General features: G+C 71.9%; 15 protein-coding genes and 1 pseudogene. 4 read left to right on the top strand and 12 right to left on the bottom strand.

Annotation, left to right across the window (positions count from 1 at the left end; translation table 11 throughout):
* Nucleotides 1-145 precede the first annotated feature (145 nt).
* Nucleotides 146-1,234 carry a magnesium and cobalt transport protein CorA gene (locus tag ACTG9Q_RS08620; protein WP_455572126.1) on the top strand — a complete coding sequence of 363 codons (1,089 nt, stop codon included), beginning with the start codon at nt 146-148 and terminating at the stop codon, nt 1,232-1,234.
* A gap of 150 nt (nt 1,235-1,384) precedes the next feature.
* On the opposite strand, the gene ACTG9Q_RS08625 is transcribed toward ACTG9Q_RS08620, so the two are convergent.
* The 5 genes from ACTG9Q_RS08625 to ACTG9Q_RS08645 form a co-directional block, all read right to left on the bottom strand.
* Complete coding sequence (locus tag ACTG9Q_RS08625; RefSeq protein WP_455572127.1) at nt 1,385-2,203, bottom strand: ESX secretion-associated protein EspG; 819 nt, start codon at nt 2,201-2,203, stop codon at nt 1,385-1,387.
* On the bottom strand, nt 2,203-2,541 hold the full coding sequence (locus ACTG9Q_RS08630; RefSeq protein ID WP_455572128.1) for a hypothetical protein: 339 nt from the start codon (nt 2,539-2,541) through the stop codon (nt 2,203-2,205). The genes ACTG9Q_RS08625 and ACTG9Q_RS08630 overlap by 1 nt, the downstream gene beginning before the upstream one ends.
* A gap of 507 nt (nt 2,542-3,048) precedes the next feature.
* Nucleotides 3,049-4,389, bottom strand: a complete 1,341-nt coding sequence (locus tag ACTG9Q_RS08635; protein WP_455572129.1) for a WXG100 family type VII secretion target — start codon at nt 4,387-4,389, stop codon at nt 3,049-3,051.
* 91 nt (nt 4,390-4,480) lie between these two features.
* On the bottom strand, nt 4,481-5,299 hold the full coding sequence (locus ACTG9Q_RS08640; RefSeq protein WP_455572130.1) for an ESX secretion-associated protein EspG: 819 nt from the start codon (nt 5,297-5,299) through the stop codon (nt 4,481-4,483).
* 1 nt (nt 5,300) lies between these two features.
* The gene (locus tag ACTG9Q_RS08645) at nt 5,301-5,474 is read right to left on the bottom strand and encodes a hypothetical protein (RefSeq protein WP_455572131.1); all 174 of its coding nucleotides are present in this window, start codon (nt 5,472-5,474) and stop codon (nt 5,301-5,303) included.
* Between the two features lie 147 nt (nt 5,475-5,621).
* Here ACTG9Q_RS08645 and ACTG9Q_RS08650 point away from each other — a divergent pair, with 147 nt between their 5' ends.
* A complete protein-coding gene (locus ACTG9Q_RS08650; RefSeq protein WP_455572132.1) occupies nt 5,622-5,933 on the top strand; it encodes a hypothetical protein in 312 nt (103 codons plus the stop codon).
* Nucleotides 5,934-6,668: 735 nt separating this feature from the next.
* On the opposite strand, the gene ACTG9Q_RS08655 is transcribed toward ACTG9Q_RS08650, so the two are convergent.
* The gene (locus tag ACTG9Q_RS08655; RefSeq protein ID WP_455572133.1) at nt 6,669-7,856 is read right to left on the bottom strand and encodes a PPE domain-containing protein; all 1,188 of its coding nucleotides are present in this window, start codon (nt 7,854-7,856) and stop codon (nt 6,669-6,671) included.
* Nucleotides 7,857-8,047: 191 nt separating this feature from the next.
* Between ACTG9Q_RS08655 and ACTG9Q_RS08660 the strand changes: the two are divergent.
* A pseudogene (locus ACTG9Q_RS08660) lies at nt 8,048-8,395 on the top strand (metallophosphoesterase); the annotation flags it as partial.
* A 1-nt stretch (nt 8,396) separates the two neighbouring features.
* Entirely contained in the window at nt 8,397-9,260 is an 864-nt protein-coding gene (locus tag ACTG9Q_RS08665; protein ID WP_455572134.1) for a chromosome partitioning protein ParB, read from the top strand.
* Here ACTG9Q_RS08665 and ACTG9Q_RS08670 read toward each other — a convergent pair.
* The 6 genes from ACTG9Q_RS08670 to ACTG9Q_RS08695 all read right to left on the bottom strand — a co-directional run bounded on the left by ACTG9Q_RS08670 (nt 9,257) and on the right by ACTG9Q_RS08695 (nt 14,583).
* Nucleotides 9,257-9,613, bottom strand: coding sequence for a peptidase inhibitor family I36 protein (locus ACTG9Q_RS08670; protein WP_455572135.1), 357 nt, complete (start codon nt 9,611-9,613; stop codon nt 9,257-9,259). The two genes, ACTG9Q_RS08665 and ACTG9Q_RS08670, sit on opposite strands and share 4 nt — an antisense overlap.
* Nucleotides 9,614-9,728: 115 nt before the next feature.
* Nucleotides 9,729-10,910 carry an ABC transporter ATP-binding protein gene (locus ACTG9Q_RS08675; protein ID WP_455572136.1) on the bottom strand — a complete coding sequence of 394 codons (1,182 nt, stop codon included), beginning with the start codon at nt 10,908-10,910 and terminating at the stop codon, nt 9,729-9,731.
* 6 nt (nt 10,911-10,916) lie between these two features.
* On the bottom strand, nt 10,917-11,747 hold the full coding sequence (locus ACTG9Q_RS08680) for a carbohydrate ABC transporter permease (RefSeq protein ID WP_455572137.1): 831 nt from the start codon (nt 11,745-11,747) through the stop codon (nt 10,917-10,919).
* Nucleotides 11,747-12,673, bottom strand: coding sequence for a carbohydrate ABC transporter permease (locus ACTG9Q_RS08685; protein WP_455572710.1), 927 nt, complete (start codon nt 12,671-12,673; stop codon nt 11,747-11,749). The genes ACTG9Q_RS08680 and ACTG9Q_RS08685 overlap by 1 nt, the downstream gene beginning before the upstream one ends.
* 11 nt (nt 12,674-12,684) lie before the next feature.
* Nucleotides 12,685-13,947: an ABC transporter substrate-binding protein gene (locus tag ACTG9Q_RS08690; RefSeq protein ID WP_455572138.1), complete on the bottom strand. Its 1,263-nt coding sequence runs from the start codon at nt 13,945-13,947 to the stop codon at nt 12,685-12,687.
* Nucleotides 13,948-14,076: 129 nt separating this feature from the next.
* Nucleotides 14,077-14,583 (bottom strand): general stress protein, encoded by a 507-nt coding sequence (locus ACTG9Q_RS08695; protein ID WP_455572139.1) that lies wholly within the window; start codon nt 14,581-14,583, stop codon nt 14,077-14,079.
* Nucleotides 14,584-14,604 lie beyond the last annotated feature (21 nt).

Genomic DNA, 14,604 nt, shown 5'->3' on the forward strand with positions numbered 1-14,604 from the left:
CGGATGCAGTAGTCCCCGCGTCCTTACCGGGGGAGCCGTTCGCTAGGGCTCCGCACCGCCGGCCAGGACGCTCCGCCACCGGAGCGGCCCGCGCGCCCTCCGGACCCGTCGCGCCGTGGTCGTGACGTGAGCCCTGGAGCCCGCGATGCCTCACATCCCCTCGCTGGGCGGCCGCAAGAGCCGCATCCACCGCACGTCCGACCGGGCGCTGCCGCCGCTGCCCGTGCCGCTGTCCGCCTATGTCGTGGACTGCGGGGTGTACGTCGACGGCGCGCGCCTGCCCGGCCGCTGGAGCCACACCGACGCCGTCGCCGAGGTGCGCGGGCGCGGTGAGGGGTTCGTCTGGATCGGCCTGCACGAGCCCGACGAGCGCCAGATCCAGGGCGTGGCCGACACTTTCGGGCTGCACGAGCTGGCCGTCGAGGACGCCGTGCACGCCCACCAGCGGCCCAAGCTGGAGCGCTACGACGACAACCTGTTCATGGTCCTCAAGACCGTGCGGTACGTCGAGCACGAGTCGCCGACCACGGCCAACGAGATCGTCGAGTCCGGGGAGCTCATGGTCTTCCTCGGCGCCGACTACGTGGTGACGGTCCGCCACGGCAAGCACTCGGGCCTGCACGGGCTGCGCGCGGAGCTGGAGCGCTCGCCGGAGCGGCTGCGCGCCGGTGGCCCCGCCGCGGTGCTGCACGCCATCGCCGACCAGGTCGTGGACAGCTACCTCGCGGTGACCGCGTCGTTCGAGACCGACATCGACCTGATCGAGAAGGCGGTCTTCGCCCCGCGCAGCACCGTGAGCGCCGAGAACATCTACCTGATGAAGCGGGAGATGCTGGAGCTGCGCCGCGCGGTGATGCCGCTGGCGAGCCCGCTCAAGCGCCTGGCCGAGGGCTGCTCCGCGCTGATCGCCGAGGACGTGCGCTCCTACTTCCGCGACGTCGACGACCACCTCACCACCGTCACCGAGCGCGTCAGCAGCTACGACGAGCTGCTGACCACCCTGGTCGACGCGACGCTGGCCAAGATCACCCTCCAGCAGAGCACCGACATGCGCAAGATCACCTCGTGGGCGGCGATCATCGCCGTGCCGACGATGGTGGTCGGGGTGTACGGCATGAACTTCGACCACATGCCCGAACTCAAGTGGCGCTACGGGTATCCGCTGGTGATGCTCGCGATCTTCCTGGCGTGCCTGGTGTTGTACCGGATCTTCCGCAAGAACCGCTGGCTCTAGTTCCCCGCCCCACCGATGGGAGGTCTCCCATGGCCCGGTTGCTGTCCAACCTGAAGTTCTGGCTGCTGGCCAGCGTCGTCACCTGGATCACGATGGTGACCGTGCTGATCTCGCAAGCCCCCGGCTAGGCCGTGTTTCCCCCACGGGCCGCTAACGGATCTTGGCCGCGAGCGCGCGCAGCTCCGCGCGCAGGTCGTCGGCGGAGAGCGGGTTGACGCTCATCCAGCCCTCGTCCTCCGCGGCCAGGCGGTAGCGCCCGCGCGGGGTGTCCAGCCAGGTCAGCTCGGGGCCGCTGCGGTGCCACTGGTCCTCGGTGTCGTCGCGCAGCGCGATCCCGGCCTGGCCGTGGCCCACGACCGGGTTCAGCGCGGAGACCATCCGGTTGGCGACGCGGTCGGAGATGCCGTGCGAGCGCAGGAGCTCGTCGATCTCGGCGGCGGTCATCGGCACCGGATCGCCGCCGTCCTCGGGCATCCGCGTCACCATCGCCTCGAACGCGCCCTGGATCGCCCGGCGCGGCAGGGTAAACGGCGTGGTCAGCGGGGCGTCGGCCTGCGGAACCTGCCGGGCCACACGCGCCACCGCGTCGTCCACTGTGGTCGGCAGCAGCCGGATCATGCCGAACTGGTCGGCGGAGTCCTGGCTGACCACCAGCGCGTCGTCCCGCGCGGTCAGCACCGCCACGGCGCGGGTGCCCTTGTCGGTGGTGACGACGAGGTCGAGCACGCCGGTGCAGGCGCGCAGGAGGTAGACGAACTCCTCGGCCACGTCCAGCGGCCCCCGCTCGTCGGCCAGCCCGCGCTCCCGCATCCGCTCGGCGGCGTCGCGGAAGAGCACGGCCCGCTCGACCTCGGACTCGCCACTGGCGGGCACGTCGATGGGGAAGGGCGCGGCGACCTCGGCGAAGGTGCACAGCAGGTCGACCTCCACCGGGTGCAGGGCCGTCCCGGCCCGGGTCACCAGGTCCATCAGGTGAAGCGGAAGCGCTCGGCGGCGTTCTCGTCACTGCCTTGGTAGCCCTGCGCGGTTTTCTCCGCGCTGGCCACGAACTCCTCCATCCGGCGCAACGCCGTTTCCAGCTGCCCGCGCAGCCCCAGCTCCCCGCTGAGCCGATCGTTGAACTTCTCGGCCAGCTCCTCCCCGACCGGGCTGGTCCCCAGCATCGGCTGCATCTCCGCCGCACCCAACCCGGCCACGTCGGCCACGATCGCGTCCAGATCCCGCCGCACGTCCTCGAGGGCGGCGGCGAACTCCCGCACCCGCTCAGGCTCGACCTGCCACCCCGAACCCGCGTTGTCGACATACATCGAAGTTCCTCCTACAGCCCGTTGCCCGACGACACCACCCGCAACTCGCGGCCTTGACAAGTCATCCCAGCACCCCCACCACCGCGGTCCTGCGCACAGACCCTCCCCACGCACCAACAACCGGCCGCGCCACACCCACGCCACGCGACGCGCACCGATTCCTTGACGCGAACTCCCGCGCAAATCCCGCCCACACCTCGGCGACCGGCGGCATCGCACAAAGTCCACGCGGCATGAACCGGCGCTCCAGCGCGGGCTCGCGCACCGACCTTCCCCACACACCAGCGACCGGGCGCACCACACGCGACGCGCACCGCACGGATTTCCGCACAGGTTCTGCCCACGCCTCGACAACCGGCCGCGCAGCGCGAAGACCACGCGACGCGCATGGAGCCCTCGATGCGGACTTCCGCGCAAATCCCGCCCACGCCTGGACAACCGGCGGTGCCGCGCGAAGACCGCGCGGCGTGGACCGGCCCTTCAGCGTGGGCTCGCGCACGACCCTCCCTACAGACCGATGACCGGTGGCGCCGCGCGGAGGTCGTGTGCGGTGAAGGGGTCTTCCTCCAGTGGCACGCGCCTGCGGTGTTCGCTGTCCTCTTCCTTGCGGGCGCCGCCCGCGCCAGCGCCGTAGCCGCCTGTGCCGCGGCCGTGGGGGTCGCCGAAGCCGGTTCCCCGGCCGAAGCGGCCCGCCGCGCCTCGCGTGCGCTCGCCCAGGGCGCCGCCGCGGCCGTAGGCGCCGCCGCCGCGGTTGCCGCCCGCGCCCGCCCCCGCGCCCACACCGACGCCGCGTCCTGCTCCCGCACCCATGCCCGCGCGCCCGGCGCCCGCGCCGCCGCGGCCCGCGCCGAGGCCGCCTGCGCCCGGCATCCCGCCGAAGCCGAGGCCGTTGCCCATGCCGAGACCGTGCGCCCCGCCCGCGCCAGCGCCACCGCCCGCGCCGGGGCCGAACCCGGTCAGGCCCTGCCAGCGACGATCCCAGCCGGCGTCGAAGCCGGGGACGAAGCTGGGCGTGGTGCCCATGCCCGGGGTGGGCATCGGCGGCGGCACGCGGGGGCCGCCGACCAGGTCCGGCGCGGTGCCGCCGGGCAGCGTGACGCCGGGGCCGGGCACGCCGGTGCTCGGCGGGCGGGTCTGGACCGGGTTCGCGCCGGGATCGACGCCGTCGGCCGGGGCGCTGAATTGCGGGGTCTGGCCGTCGATGCCGAGCAGCGCGTTCTCGTAGCGCTGCATGGTCTGCACGGCCTTGCGCTTCATCTTCTTCTTGTTGCTGCCGAACCCGAACGCGCTGGCGATGCCGCCGATCGCGGCGCCGAAGACCGCGCCGACCGGGCCGCCGATGGCCATGCCCGCCGCGGCCCCGCCGCCCATCGTGCCCAGCCACGGGCTGCTGGGCGACCCGCCGGGCATCGTGCTCTGCGCCGAGCGCAGCGCCCCGCCCGCCTGCTCGACCGGACCGGCCATGGTCGACGCCGTCTCGGCGGTCTCCGACAGCCAGGCGGCGTTGCGCACCACGGCTCGCTGCGCGCCTTCCGAGGCCGCACCGGTCCAGAACTGCAGCAGCCGCTGCATCGACCGGCTCAGCTCCTGCGCGCCGTCGCTGATCCGCCTGCCCTGCTGGGCCCACTGGTCGGCCAGCATGTCGAGCTGGTTGGCGTTGGCGTTGTTGCCGACCATCCGCTGCAGCGTCTTGAGGCTGTAGCCGTCCCAGTGCACGCCGCCGGTCACCCAGCGGTCGTTCTCCCTGCGGCGGCTGCGCCGGTCGCGCTCGGCCTCGGCGCGCGCGGCGGCGGCCGCCTCCGCCGACGCCCGATAGCGCTGGACCAGCTGCTCGACCTCGCCGATCATCCCCGACCCCCTCAACCCTCGGTTCCGACTGTCACGGTAGCGAAGACCCCCGACGTCCGGGAGCCTTCCGGGCAGGCACGTTGAGGGGATCTCACCACAGCTCCCCGGCCAGCGCCCGCACCCCGGCGCGCAGGTCGTCCGGGCCGAAGGGGTTGACGCTCATCCACTCCGCGGCGCCGCCCGCCAGCGTGAACCGGCCGCGGGCGGTGTCGAGCCAGCGCAGCTCCTCACCCGTGCGCGTCCACTCCTCGGCCAGGCCACGGCGTACGGCGATGCCCGCCTGGCCGTTGCCGAGGACCGGCTGCAGATGGGTGACCATCCGGCGGGCGGTCTGGTCGTCCAGGCCGTGCGCGGCCCGCAGCCGGTCGAGGTCGTCCGGGTTCAGCGGCCCGGGGGCGGTGAGGATGGCCTGGTGGACGCGCTCCAGGGCTGTGCGCGAAACGCTGAACGGCGCCGCCATCGCCGCCGGGTGGTCGGGGACCAGCCGCAGCAGCCCGTCGACGGCGTCGCGCACCGGCAGGGCGAGCAGCCGCACGGGCCCGCAGGCGCGGTCCATGTCCTGCTCGACCAGGACGGCGTCCTCCCGATGCGCGAGCACCACCGCCCCAGCCACCCGCCCCCGCCGCGCCACCACCAGATCCAGCGCGCCCCCGCCCTGACGCAGCAGGTGCACGAAGTCGCCAGCCACCCCACGCGGCCCGCCGTGGTCGGCCAGCCCCCGCCCGGCCAGCCGCGCCCGCGCCCGCGAGAACCCGGCCCGCCGCTCCGCCTCGGTCTCCCCACGCGAACGGATGCGCACCGGGAACGGCGCGGCCACCCCCGCGAACGCGCACAGCAGGTCGACTTCCTCCGGGTGCAGCACGGCGACCCGCGCCCCGCCGCGATCCCGCTCGGTGGCCAGCCCGGTCATCTCAGCTCCGCCCAGCCCGCCGGATGAGCGCCTCCGCCTCCGCCTCGGACTCGGCATAGGCGTCCCGCACGGTCTCGGCACTGCGGATGAACTCATCCATCCGCCGCACCGCCTCGGCCAGCAACGGCCGCAACCCGGCGGCGCTGTTGAGCCGGTCGTCAAACTTGCGCGCCAACTGCTCCCCCACCGGACTGGTCCCCAACTTGGGCGTATACGCCTCCCCCTGCATCTGACTCACCAACGTCTGCACCGCCCCCAACCCAGTCCGAGCCGCCGACACCGCGATCGCAAACCCCTGCAACCGCTCCAAATCAACATCCCAGTGCCCGCGCGACTCCCCAGCCCCGCCCTGCCCAGCCCCACCCTGCCCACCACTGCCCTGCCCGCTGCCCTGTCCCCCACCACCCTGCCGATCCAAGTCCTGCCGACCGCCGCCCTGCCCACCACTGCCCGCCTGGCCACTGCCCTCCCCACCACTGCCCTGCTGGCCGCGGCCCTGCCCACCAGTGCCTTGCTGGGCGCTGCCCTGTCCACCGGTGCCTGGGTGGCCGCTGCCTTCCTGGCTGCTGTCCTGCTCGCTGCCGCCTTGTCCGCTGCCGCCCGGCTGGCCGGTGTTCTGTCCTCCATTGCCTGACTGGCCTGTGGTGTCCGGCCCGCCGTCGGGCTTGCCGGTCGGTCCGGTGTGGTGCTTGGCGGGATCGGTGCTGTGGTCGGGCGGAGTGTCCAGCCCGGTCCTGGCATCGGCAGGTCCGCCGTTGCCCGAGGGCGGTCCACCGGGCCCACCAGTAGCGGGAACACCCGGCTCCGGACCTGCCTGCGCAGGCGCGCCCGGCCCCGGGCCTGCGGTGGCCGGTCCCGGGGCTCCAGGCGGCCATGAAACCGGCGAGCCCGCGCCTGGGCCCGCCAGAGCGGGGGCGCCGGAAGCTGCTCCGCCTCCGAAGTCGTCGGGACCCGACGGTGGGTTCAGCGTGGCGCCGATGCCGGCGGACGGCGGCGCCCCTTGGGCGGACACGGCACTCTCCGGGCCACCCGGGCCACCCTGGCCAGAACCCGCTCCAGCGTTTCCGGGCTCGGCCCAAGGCGGGGCGGGGGGTGCGCCCTGGGGCTGGCCAGGCACGCCCTGGGCGGGGCCTGACGGCCACCCGACCGGCTGGGTTTGGGCCGTGAGAGGGTCGTTGCTGGGGGGCGCGTCCTGGGCGGAATCCGGCCGCCAGGTGCCGGCTTGGGTGGGGAGCGGGAAGGCGTGGGTGCTGAAGGGGGCGGCCTGTTCGGCTGTCGGCCAGCCCGGGTGGGGCGTGGCGGAAGGGTCGAGGGCCGGGTGGTTCGGCGTGGTGTCGAACTGGTCTCGCATCGTCGGTTTCCCTGCCCCCTAGAGTCCGATCACTGGCGGTGACGCCTTCTGGTCGTTCGCGAACGGGTTCTCCGCGTCGAACGGGTACCGCCTGCGGTGTTCGCCCGCCTCACCCGCGCCCGCACCCATGCCCGCGCCCATCGGCATCCCCGCGCCCATGCCGGAGCCCGCGCCACCCGCGCTCGCCGCGAGCGGGGCGCCTGTGGGAGAGCCTGCCGGGCGGTTGCCTGGGTTGAACGTCTCGGTGAGGCCGGTGGCAGGGCCTCCGCGCATCGGCTGGCGGACGGCGGCACCGGCGCCACCTCCGCCACTCGCGCCCCCCTCGGTGACCGAGCCGCCGCCGAACATGCCGGATGAGCCCGCCGGGGCTGAGCGGGCCGCGGGGTCCGCGGATGCTGACGTCGAGGTGCCGCCGGTGAGTGCGTCCCAGCGCTCCTCGTCGGTTCCCGTAGGCGGCACCGACGTGGGCGGCGGGAGCAGTTGGACGGGGTCGGGGAGGTTTGGCCCGCCCGGCCTGCCCGGGACCACCGGGGTGGACTCGATGCGCTCGGCGAAGGCGGGGGTGGCCTCGTCGATGCCGATGGCCGCGCCCTCGAAGCGGCGCATGGCCTCCACCGCCATGGCCTTGAGGCGGACCTGCTCCTGCTCGGCGGCGAACGCGCTCTCCGCGCCGGTCGCGGTGCCGCTGATGGCCGCGGCCAGCGGGCCGCCCCTGGTCAGGGCGGCGTCGGCGCCGTCGACGGAGTGGGCGGGCGGGACCACCGGCGGGGGCGGGATCGCGGGCATGGCGTCCTGGGCGGCCTTGAGCGCACCAGCCGCCTCCTGGATCGGGTCGCCGATGTGGTGGGCGGTCTCGCCGAGGTCGCCCAGCCACTGGGCGTTCGCGGCGACGTCGCGGCGGGCCTGCTCGGCGGCGTAGCCGGACCAGAACTCCATCAGCTGCGACAGCGCGGTCTCCAGCACCACCGCGGCGTCGGTGACCTCGTTGCCCGCCTGGCGCCAGTCGTCGGCCAGCTCCTCGAGCTGGACCGGGCTGGCGTTGTCGGCGACCATGGCGACCAGCGCCTCCAGCGAGTACGACTCCCAGTTGACCCCGCCGACGACGTACCGGTCCCCCACCGGCCTGCCGTCGGTGTCCCCTGTCCCCTGCCCTGAGCCTGCCTGCCCTGGACCCGACTGCCCTGAGCCTGTCTGCCCGGCGGCCATCGCCCGATCTCCCCTCGATGGTCTGCAGACGATCGCTTTCGACGATCACGCTAGTCGCTCGGACGCGCCGATAGCACCACTCGTTCCCCCTTCCGCCTTTGTCGTCGTTTCACAGTTCCGCGTTTCACTGCCGTGTGCCCCGGCCATTTCGCCGACCCGCGGCGTCACCGGCCCGGACGTACGCTCGACGCGTGCCGAAAGTGCCCGCCGTCGCCGACGAGGTGGTCGACCAGCTCTGGACGGACCAGGTGCGCCGCCACCGGGTCGATCTCGTGCTGGCCGCGGGCGACCTGCCGTTCGACTACCTCGAATTCCTCATCGACGCCCACGACCGGCCGTGCGTGTTCGTCCCCAGGAAGCACGACGTCGACCTCTCCGGCCACGGCCGCTCCGGCGGCGGGCTCTGGACCCGCGACGGGCTGCCCGCCGAGTGGCCGGGACCCGCGGGCGCGGTGAACACCGACCTGCGGGTCGCCGACGTCGCGGGCCTGCGCATCGCCGGGCTCGGCGGCTCGATCCCGGACAGCCCGGAGCCAGACCATGCCCCGTGACACGGGTTTCCCCGCCGCCGACGCCGAGAACGACTTCCTGCGCATGCGCAGGCGCCAGGTGCTCTCCCGGCTCGGTGCCTGGCTGCGCCGCGAGCCCGACGACGTCAACATCATGCTGCCCTTCGACGAGGTCGTCGGCGCCCTGGGCAGGCTCGGCGAGCGCAAGCTCGGCCTGCGGGTGATCACCCTGGACTCGATCGTGGGCAGCGTCGACCGCACCCGCGACTTCGACCGCCGGTTCCGGCCCACCTCCGGCCGCGCCCGCACCCGCTGGGAACGGCTGGCCTTGGCGCAGCGCCGGGGTGAGCCCGTCCCGCCGATCGCGGTCTACCGGGTGGGCGACCTGCACTTCGTCATCGACGGGCACCACCGGGTCTCGGTGGCGCACGCCATGAACCTGCGCACGATCGACGCCTACGTCACCGACATCGTCACCCGCCTCTCCGCCGAGGGAATCCGCTACCGCGGCGATCTGATCGTCAAGGACTACCGCCGGATCTTCCTGGACCGCGTCCCGCTCCCCGCCCCCGCGCGCGACGCGATCCGGCTCTCCGACGCGTGGGAGTACAGCGAGCTGAGCGAGGCCGTCGAGGCGTGGGGATTCCGCCTCATGCAGGACGAGCAGACCTTCCACGACCGCAGGACCGTGGCCCGCCGCTGGTACGAGGAGGAGTTCGTCCCCGTCGTGACCATGGTGCGCCAGGCCGGGTTGATCACCACCCAGACCGAGGCCGAGGCATACCTGTGGGTGATCGCCGAGCGGTACCGGCTGATCCGCTCACACCGCTGGGACGACGAGGTGATCTCCGCCATCCGCGACGGCCCCCGGCTCGCCCGCCGCATGGGCCTCTAGGGCGACCAGACCTGCACCGCGCGCACCACGAAGGGCGCGCACGGCACATATGTCCCCTGCCCCGGATAGGTGTCGAACTCACCCTCGGTCGCGCAGTCGACGCTCTGGTACATCGTCACCGCCCTGCTCAGCAGGTTCGCGAACGAGCGCGTGTCGAGCCAGAGCGGCACGCACTCCCCGGGATTGGTGTTCGACAGGCTCAGCCGGATCGCCTCGCCCCGGTAGGACGAAGCCGACCAGAGGCAGAGTTCCCCGCGGTCGCACGCGGGCGCGGGGTCCGCGCTCGCGGGCGTGGTCAGGAATGCGAGGCCGGCGACGGCGAGCAGGGCGGCGAGGAAAGCGCGGATGGACATGGAAACCTCCTGGGCTTCGGGCGCCCGCCGGTCGCGGGCGCCTCGAAGTCCAGGTTGCCCTGATCCGGCGGACAGGCGCGGAAGTTGTCCACAGGCCGCCGAGTTGTCCACATCCTCAATCGGAGTAGGTGAGATTCCGGCCGTTCTGTGGGTCAAACAAGTGGATCTTGTCGGTGTCGAACCAGATCCGGGCGTCGCTGCCCTCCTTGGCCTGTGAGGACGCGGACAGCCGGGTGACGATCTGGGTGCCGTCGGCGGTCAGCTCGGCCGAGCCCGCGTCCGCCGCCAGCTCCTCCAGCTCCGCCGAGGTCGCGATCTCCCCCTCGACGGTGAAGTAGGCGAACTTGTCCGAGCCCATCGACTCCAGCACGTCCACGGTCGAGTCGAAGACCGCGCCGCCCGCCGCCGCCGACTCATCGAGCAGCGCGGCGTCCTCGAAGTGCTCAGGGCGCAGGCCCATGATCACCTCGCGCGGCGCGTCGGCGGATTCCAGCAGGTGGCGGATGCGGTCGGTCAGCGGGAACGTGCCCAACGCGCTGGCCACGCTGCCGTTCTCCAGCCGCGCGGGCACGAAGTTCATCGACGGCGACCCGATGAACCCGGCCACGAACAGGTTCAGCGGCTGTTCGTAGAGGAACTGCGGCGACCCGATCTGCTGGACGTACCCGCCGCGCATCACCACGACCCGGTCGCCGAGGGTCATCGCCTCGGTCTGGTCGTGGGTGACGTACACGGTGGTGGTGCCCAGCCGCTTCTGGATCTTCGAGACCGACGTGCGCATCTGCACGCGCAGCTTGGCGTCGAGGTTGGACAGCGGCTCGTCCATCAGGAACGCCTTGGGGTTGCGCACGATCGCCCGCCCCATCGCCACGCGCTGGCGCTGGCCGCCGGAGAGGTTCGCCGGGCGCCGGTCCAGGTGCTGGACCAAGTCGAGGATGCCCGCGGCCTCGTCGACCTTGCGCTGGACGATCTTGTCGTCGACCTTCGCCAGCCGCAGCGGGAACGCCATGTTCTCGCGCACCGTCATGTGCGGGTACAGCGCGTAGGACTGGAACACCATCGCGATGTCGCGGTCCTTGGGCGCGCGCTCGTTGACCCGCTGCCCATCGATGCGCAGCTCACCGGAGGTGATGTCCTCCAGGCCCGCGATCATGTTCAGCGTGGTCGACTTCCCGCAGCCGGACGGGCCGACGAGGATGATGAACTCGCCGTCGGCGATTTCCAGGTCCACGTCAGACACCGCGAGCGCGCCGTCTGGGTAACGCTTGCTCACCTTGTCCAGAATGATCTCGGCCATGGTCACTCAGCCCTTCACGGCGCCGGACGTCAGCCCCGCGACAATGCGGCGCTGGAAGAACAACACGAACACGATGATCGGGACCGTGATCACCACCGCGGCGGCGGCAATGGTCCCGGTGGGGTCCTCGAACTGCGAGGACCCGGTGAAGAACGACAACGCCGCGGGCACCGTCCGCGATGCCTCGGTCGAGGTCAGCGAGATGGCGAACAGGAAGTCGTTCCAGCAGAAGATGAACACCAGGATCGCCGTGGTGAACACCCCCGGCGCGGCCAGCGGCGCGATCACCCGGCGGAACGCCTGGGCGGGCGTGGCGCCGTCCATCTTCGCCGCCTTCTCCAGCTCCCACGGGATCTCGCGGAAGAAGGCCGAGAGCGTGTAGATCGCCAGCGGCAGCGCGAAGGTGATGTAGGGCAGGATCAGGCCCGGCCACGTGTCGAACAGGCCCAGCGAGCGCTCCATCTCGAAGAGCGGGGACACCAGCGAGACCTGCGGGAACATCGCGATGAGCAGCGAGACCCCGACCAGGGCCCGCTTGCCGGGGAATTCGAGCCGGGCGATGGCGTAGGCGGCCATCGTGCCCAGCACCACCGCGATCAGGGTGGAGATCAGCGCGATGCCGATGGAGTTGAACAGCGCGCGCAGGAAGGTGTTGGTGCTGAAGATGTCGACGTAGTTCTGCGTCGTCCAGGCGCGCGGGATGAAGTTGCCGTCGGTCAGGGTCTCCTTGGTCTTGAACGACAGCGACACGATCCACAGCACGGGCACCAGCGCGTACACGACGACGACGATGTCCAGCAGGGTCCACTTGGCCTTGGTACCGGTCGTGACAGCCATCAGCGCCGCCCCCCGTCACTGCCCGGCGCCGCCGTGCCGAACACCTTGACGAACAGGAAGGCGATGGCGGCGACGGAGATGAAGATCAGCACCGACATGGTGGACCCGATGCCGAGGTTGAGGCCCTTGATGAGGTTGTTGTAGGTCTGCATGGACACCGACCCGGTCTCCTGCGCGCCGTTCGTCAGCACGAAGATGTTGTCGAAGATGCGGAACGCGTCCAGGGTGCGGAACAGCAGCGCGACCAGGATCGCGGGCTTCATCACCGGGAGCATGACCTTGGTGAAGCGCTGCCACGCCGACGCCCCGTCCATCGACGCCGCCTTGAGCAGGTCCTCGGGCACCAGCGCCAGGCCCGCCATGAGGAGCAGCGCCATGAACGGCACCGTCTTCCACACCTCGGCGAGGATGATGATGGATATCGCGGGCACCCGCTCGGTCAGCAGCGCCGAGTCCGGGGCGAAGAGCTGGGCGAGGTAGCCGGTGTCCTGGGTCCACGCGTAGCGCCAGGAGAACGCGGCGACCACGGTCACGATGCCGTACGGGATCAGCGCGACGGTGCGCACCAGCCCGCGGGCCACCAGTGTCCGGTGCATGACCAGCGCCAGTGCCATGCCGAGCACCAGCTCGATGGCCACCGAGATGACCGTGATCAGCGTCGTGACTCCGAAGGCGTTCCACCAGTACGAGTTCGACAGCACGGTCACGTAGTTCTCCAGCCCCACGAACTCCGTCTGCTCGGGGAAGCGGAGGTCGTAGCGCTGAAGGGACAGCCAGATCGAGTACACGATGGGGTACCCGGTCACCGCGAGCATCACCAGGGCCGCGGGGGCGCACAGCATCCACCCCAGCTTGCGCTCCTCGCGCTTGCCCGCGCTCAGCTTGGGTGCGGCCTTGGCCGGGGTGTCGGTCTTGGGCGGTGGCACGACTGCTTGGCTCACGGCAGCACTCCCTTCGAGTCCAGGGCGTCCTGCAGCTCGCTGCGCAGCCGTTCGGCGGTGGCCGGTGGGTCGATGCTCCCCGGCGGCGACAGGATCGTGGAGATGAGCGTGGAAACGTTCTGGTACGCCGGGGTCAGCGGCCGCACGGCCGCCTTCTTCAGCTCGTCCAGGATCGCCTCCCGCATCGGGTAGGGCTCGGCCATCTCCGGGTCCTGGTAGACCGACTCGATGGTCGGCGGCACGCCGGAGTTGATCGCGGAGAACTTCTGGCTCTCGGCGCTGCGCAGGCACTTGGCCGCCTCGAACGCCTCGGGCTTGTGCTCGGAGTACGCGCTGATGGCCAGGTTGAACCCGCCGATGGTGGCGGTGCCGGACTTGGCCGGGTCGATCGCCGGGTACGGCGCCCAGCCCAGTTTGTCGATCAGGTCCGGGTTGCCCGAGGTCATCGCGGCGTACACAAAGGGCCAGTTGAGCTGGAAGGCCGCCTCGCCGTTCTGGAACGCCAGCCGGATGTCGTCCTCCTGCGCGTTGGACAGCGAGGCGCTGGACACCGGGGAGACCGCCAGGGTCCGCAGTGCCTCCAGCGCGCGCACCGCGCCTTCGTCGACGACCGCGCGGGTGCTGTCCTCGGACAGGATCCGCCCGCCCGCGCCCGCGACGAGCGTGTTGAACTGCACGACCAGTCCCTCGTACTGCGCGCCGGTCATGAGCACTGTCCCCGGCTGGCCCTGAGCACGCAGCCGCTCGGCCATGTCGAGCATCTCGCCCCAGGAGCGCGGCGGCTCGGGGACGAGGTCCTTGCGGTACCAGAGCAGCTGCACGTTGGTGTTCTTGGGAGCGGCGTAGAGCTTGTCCTCCCATCGGGCGGTCCGCAGTGGACCCTCCAGGGTGCCGCGCTCGACCTCGGCCTTGTCCGCGCCGGTCCACTCCTCGACCCAGCCCGCCTCGGCGAACTCGGCCACCCAGGTGACGTCGAGGCCGAGGACGTCCATGTCGGTGTCGCCCGCGGCGAGCCTGCGCACCATCTGCTCGCGCTGGCCGTCGGCGTCACGCGGGAGGATGTTGAGCGCGATCCGGTAGCGCCCGCCGGCCTCGTCGGTGCACTTGGCGACGACTTTGTCGAAGTTCTCTTCGGTGGAGTAGTACACGTTGATGGTCAGCGGGCCCTCTTCGGACCCGCACGCGGCCGTGGCCGCCAGCACCACGGCGCTGAGCACCGCGGGGAGGCGACGGCGGCCGGGGTGTCGACGATTGCTCATCGCCCTGCCTCCTTCCGACGGACACGTCGCCGAAAGGCACTGCGACGTGCCGCCGGTGCACCACTCGCGCGCACCGGTCACCCGAACCTATGGCCGGTGATCACACCCCGCAATTCGGCGGGGGAGGCGCTAGCTGGGGCGCATCGCCAACTTGGCCAGCAGGTCGCGCCCCTTCTCGGCGTTGCGCGGCTGGACCAGCACGTCGTAGCGGCCCGCGACGAGCTGCGTGGCGGAGGCGAAGTCGCGGGTGCGCGTGCTGGCGTAGCCGACGGCGGCGAACACCAGCCCGAAGACCACCCCGGCGGCGAGGCCGACCAGGATCGGCGCGAAGGAGGCCTCCTGGGTGCTGAACAGGCCCAGCAGCAGGCCGACGAACAGGCCGAACCAGGCCCCGGACAGCGCCCCGGTGCCCAGCACCTTCGCCCAGCTCAACCGCCCGATCACCCGCTCGACGAGCATCACGTCGACACCGACGATCGTGACCTCCTCGACCGGGAACTCATTGCCCGCCAGGTGCTCAACCGCGCGGTGGGCTTCCTGGTAGGTGGAATAGGACCCGATCGGCCAGCCGGTGGGCGGCGTCGGGACCTTGGGAAGGCCCTGGTTGCGTCCAGAGCCGGAGAACGCACCGGTCATACCCCCCATAGTGCCAACCCG

It is taken from the genome of Actinokineospora lacus, assembly GCF_053813445.1.

Bases quoted from the DNA above. Each gene is read 5' to 3' on its own strand.
- ACTG9Q_RS08620 (WP_455572126.1), top strand. From the start codon at position 146: ATGCCTCACATCCCCTCGCTGGGCGGCCGCAAGAGCCGCATCCACCGC.
- ACTG9Q_RS08625 (WP_455572127.1), bottom strand. From the start codon at position 2,203: ATGGACCTGGTGACCCGGGCCGGGACGGCCCTGCACCCGGTGGAGGTC.
- ACTG9Q_RS08630 (WP_455572128.1), bottom strand. From the start codon at position 2,541: ATGTATGTCGACAACGCGGGTTCGGGGTGGCAGGTCGAGCCTGAGCGG.
- ACTG9Q_RS08635 (WP_455572129.1), bottom strand. From the start codon at position 4,389: ATGATCGGCGAGGTCGAGCAGCTGGTCCAGCGCTATCGGGCGTCGGCG.
- ACTG9Q_RS08640 (WP_455572130.1), bottom strand. From the start codon at position 5,299: ATGACCGGGCTGGCCACCGAGCGGGATCGCGGCGGGGCGCGGGTCGCC.
- ACTG9Q_RS08655 (WP_455572133.1), bottom strand. From the start codon at position 7,856: ATGGCCGCCGGGCAGACAGGCTCAGGGCAGTCGGGTCCAGGGCAGGCA.
- ACTG9Q_RS08665 (WP_455572134.1), top strand. From the start codon at position 8,397: ATGCCCCGTGACACGGGTTTCCCCGCCGCCGACGCCGAGAACGACTTC.
- ACTG9Q_RS08670 (WP_455572135.1), bottom strand. From the start codon at position 9,613: ATGTCCATCCGCGCTTTCCTCGCCGCCCTGCTCGCCGTCGCCGGCCTC.
- ACTG9Q_RS08675 (WP_455572136.1), bottom strand. From the start codon at position 10,910: ATGGCCGAGATCATTCTGGACAAGGTGAGCAAGCGTTACCCAGACGGC.
- ACTG9Q_RS08680 (WP_455572137.1), bottom strand. From the start codon at position 11,747: ATGGCTGTCACGACCGGTACCAAGGCCAAGTGGACCCTGCTGGACATC.
- ACTG9Q_RS08690 (WP_455572138.1), bottom strand. From the start codon at position 13,947: ATGAGCAATCGTCGACACCCCGGCCGCCGTCGCCTCCCCGCGGTGCTC.
- ACTG9Q_RS08695 (WP_455572139.1), bottom strand. From the start codon at position 14,583: ATGACCGGTGCGTTCTCCGGCTCTGGACGCAACCAGGGCCTTCCCAAG.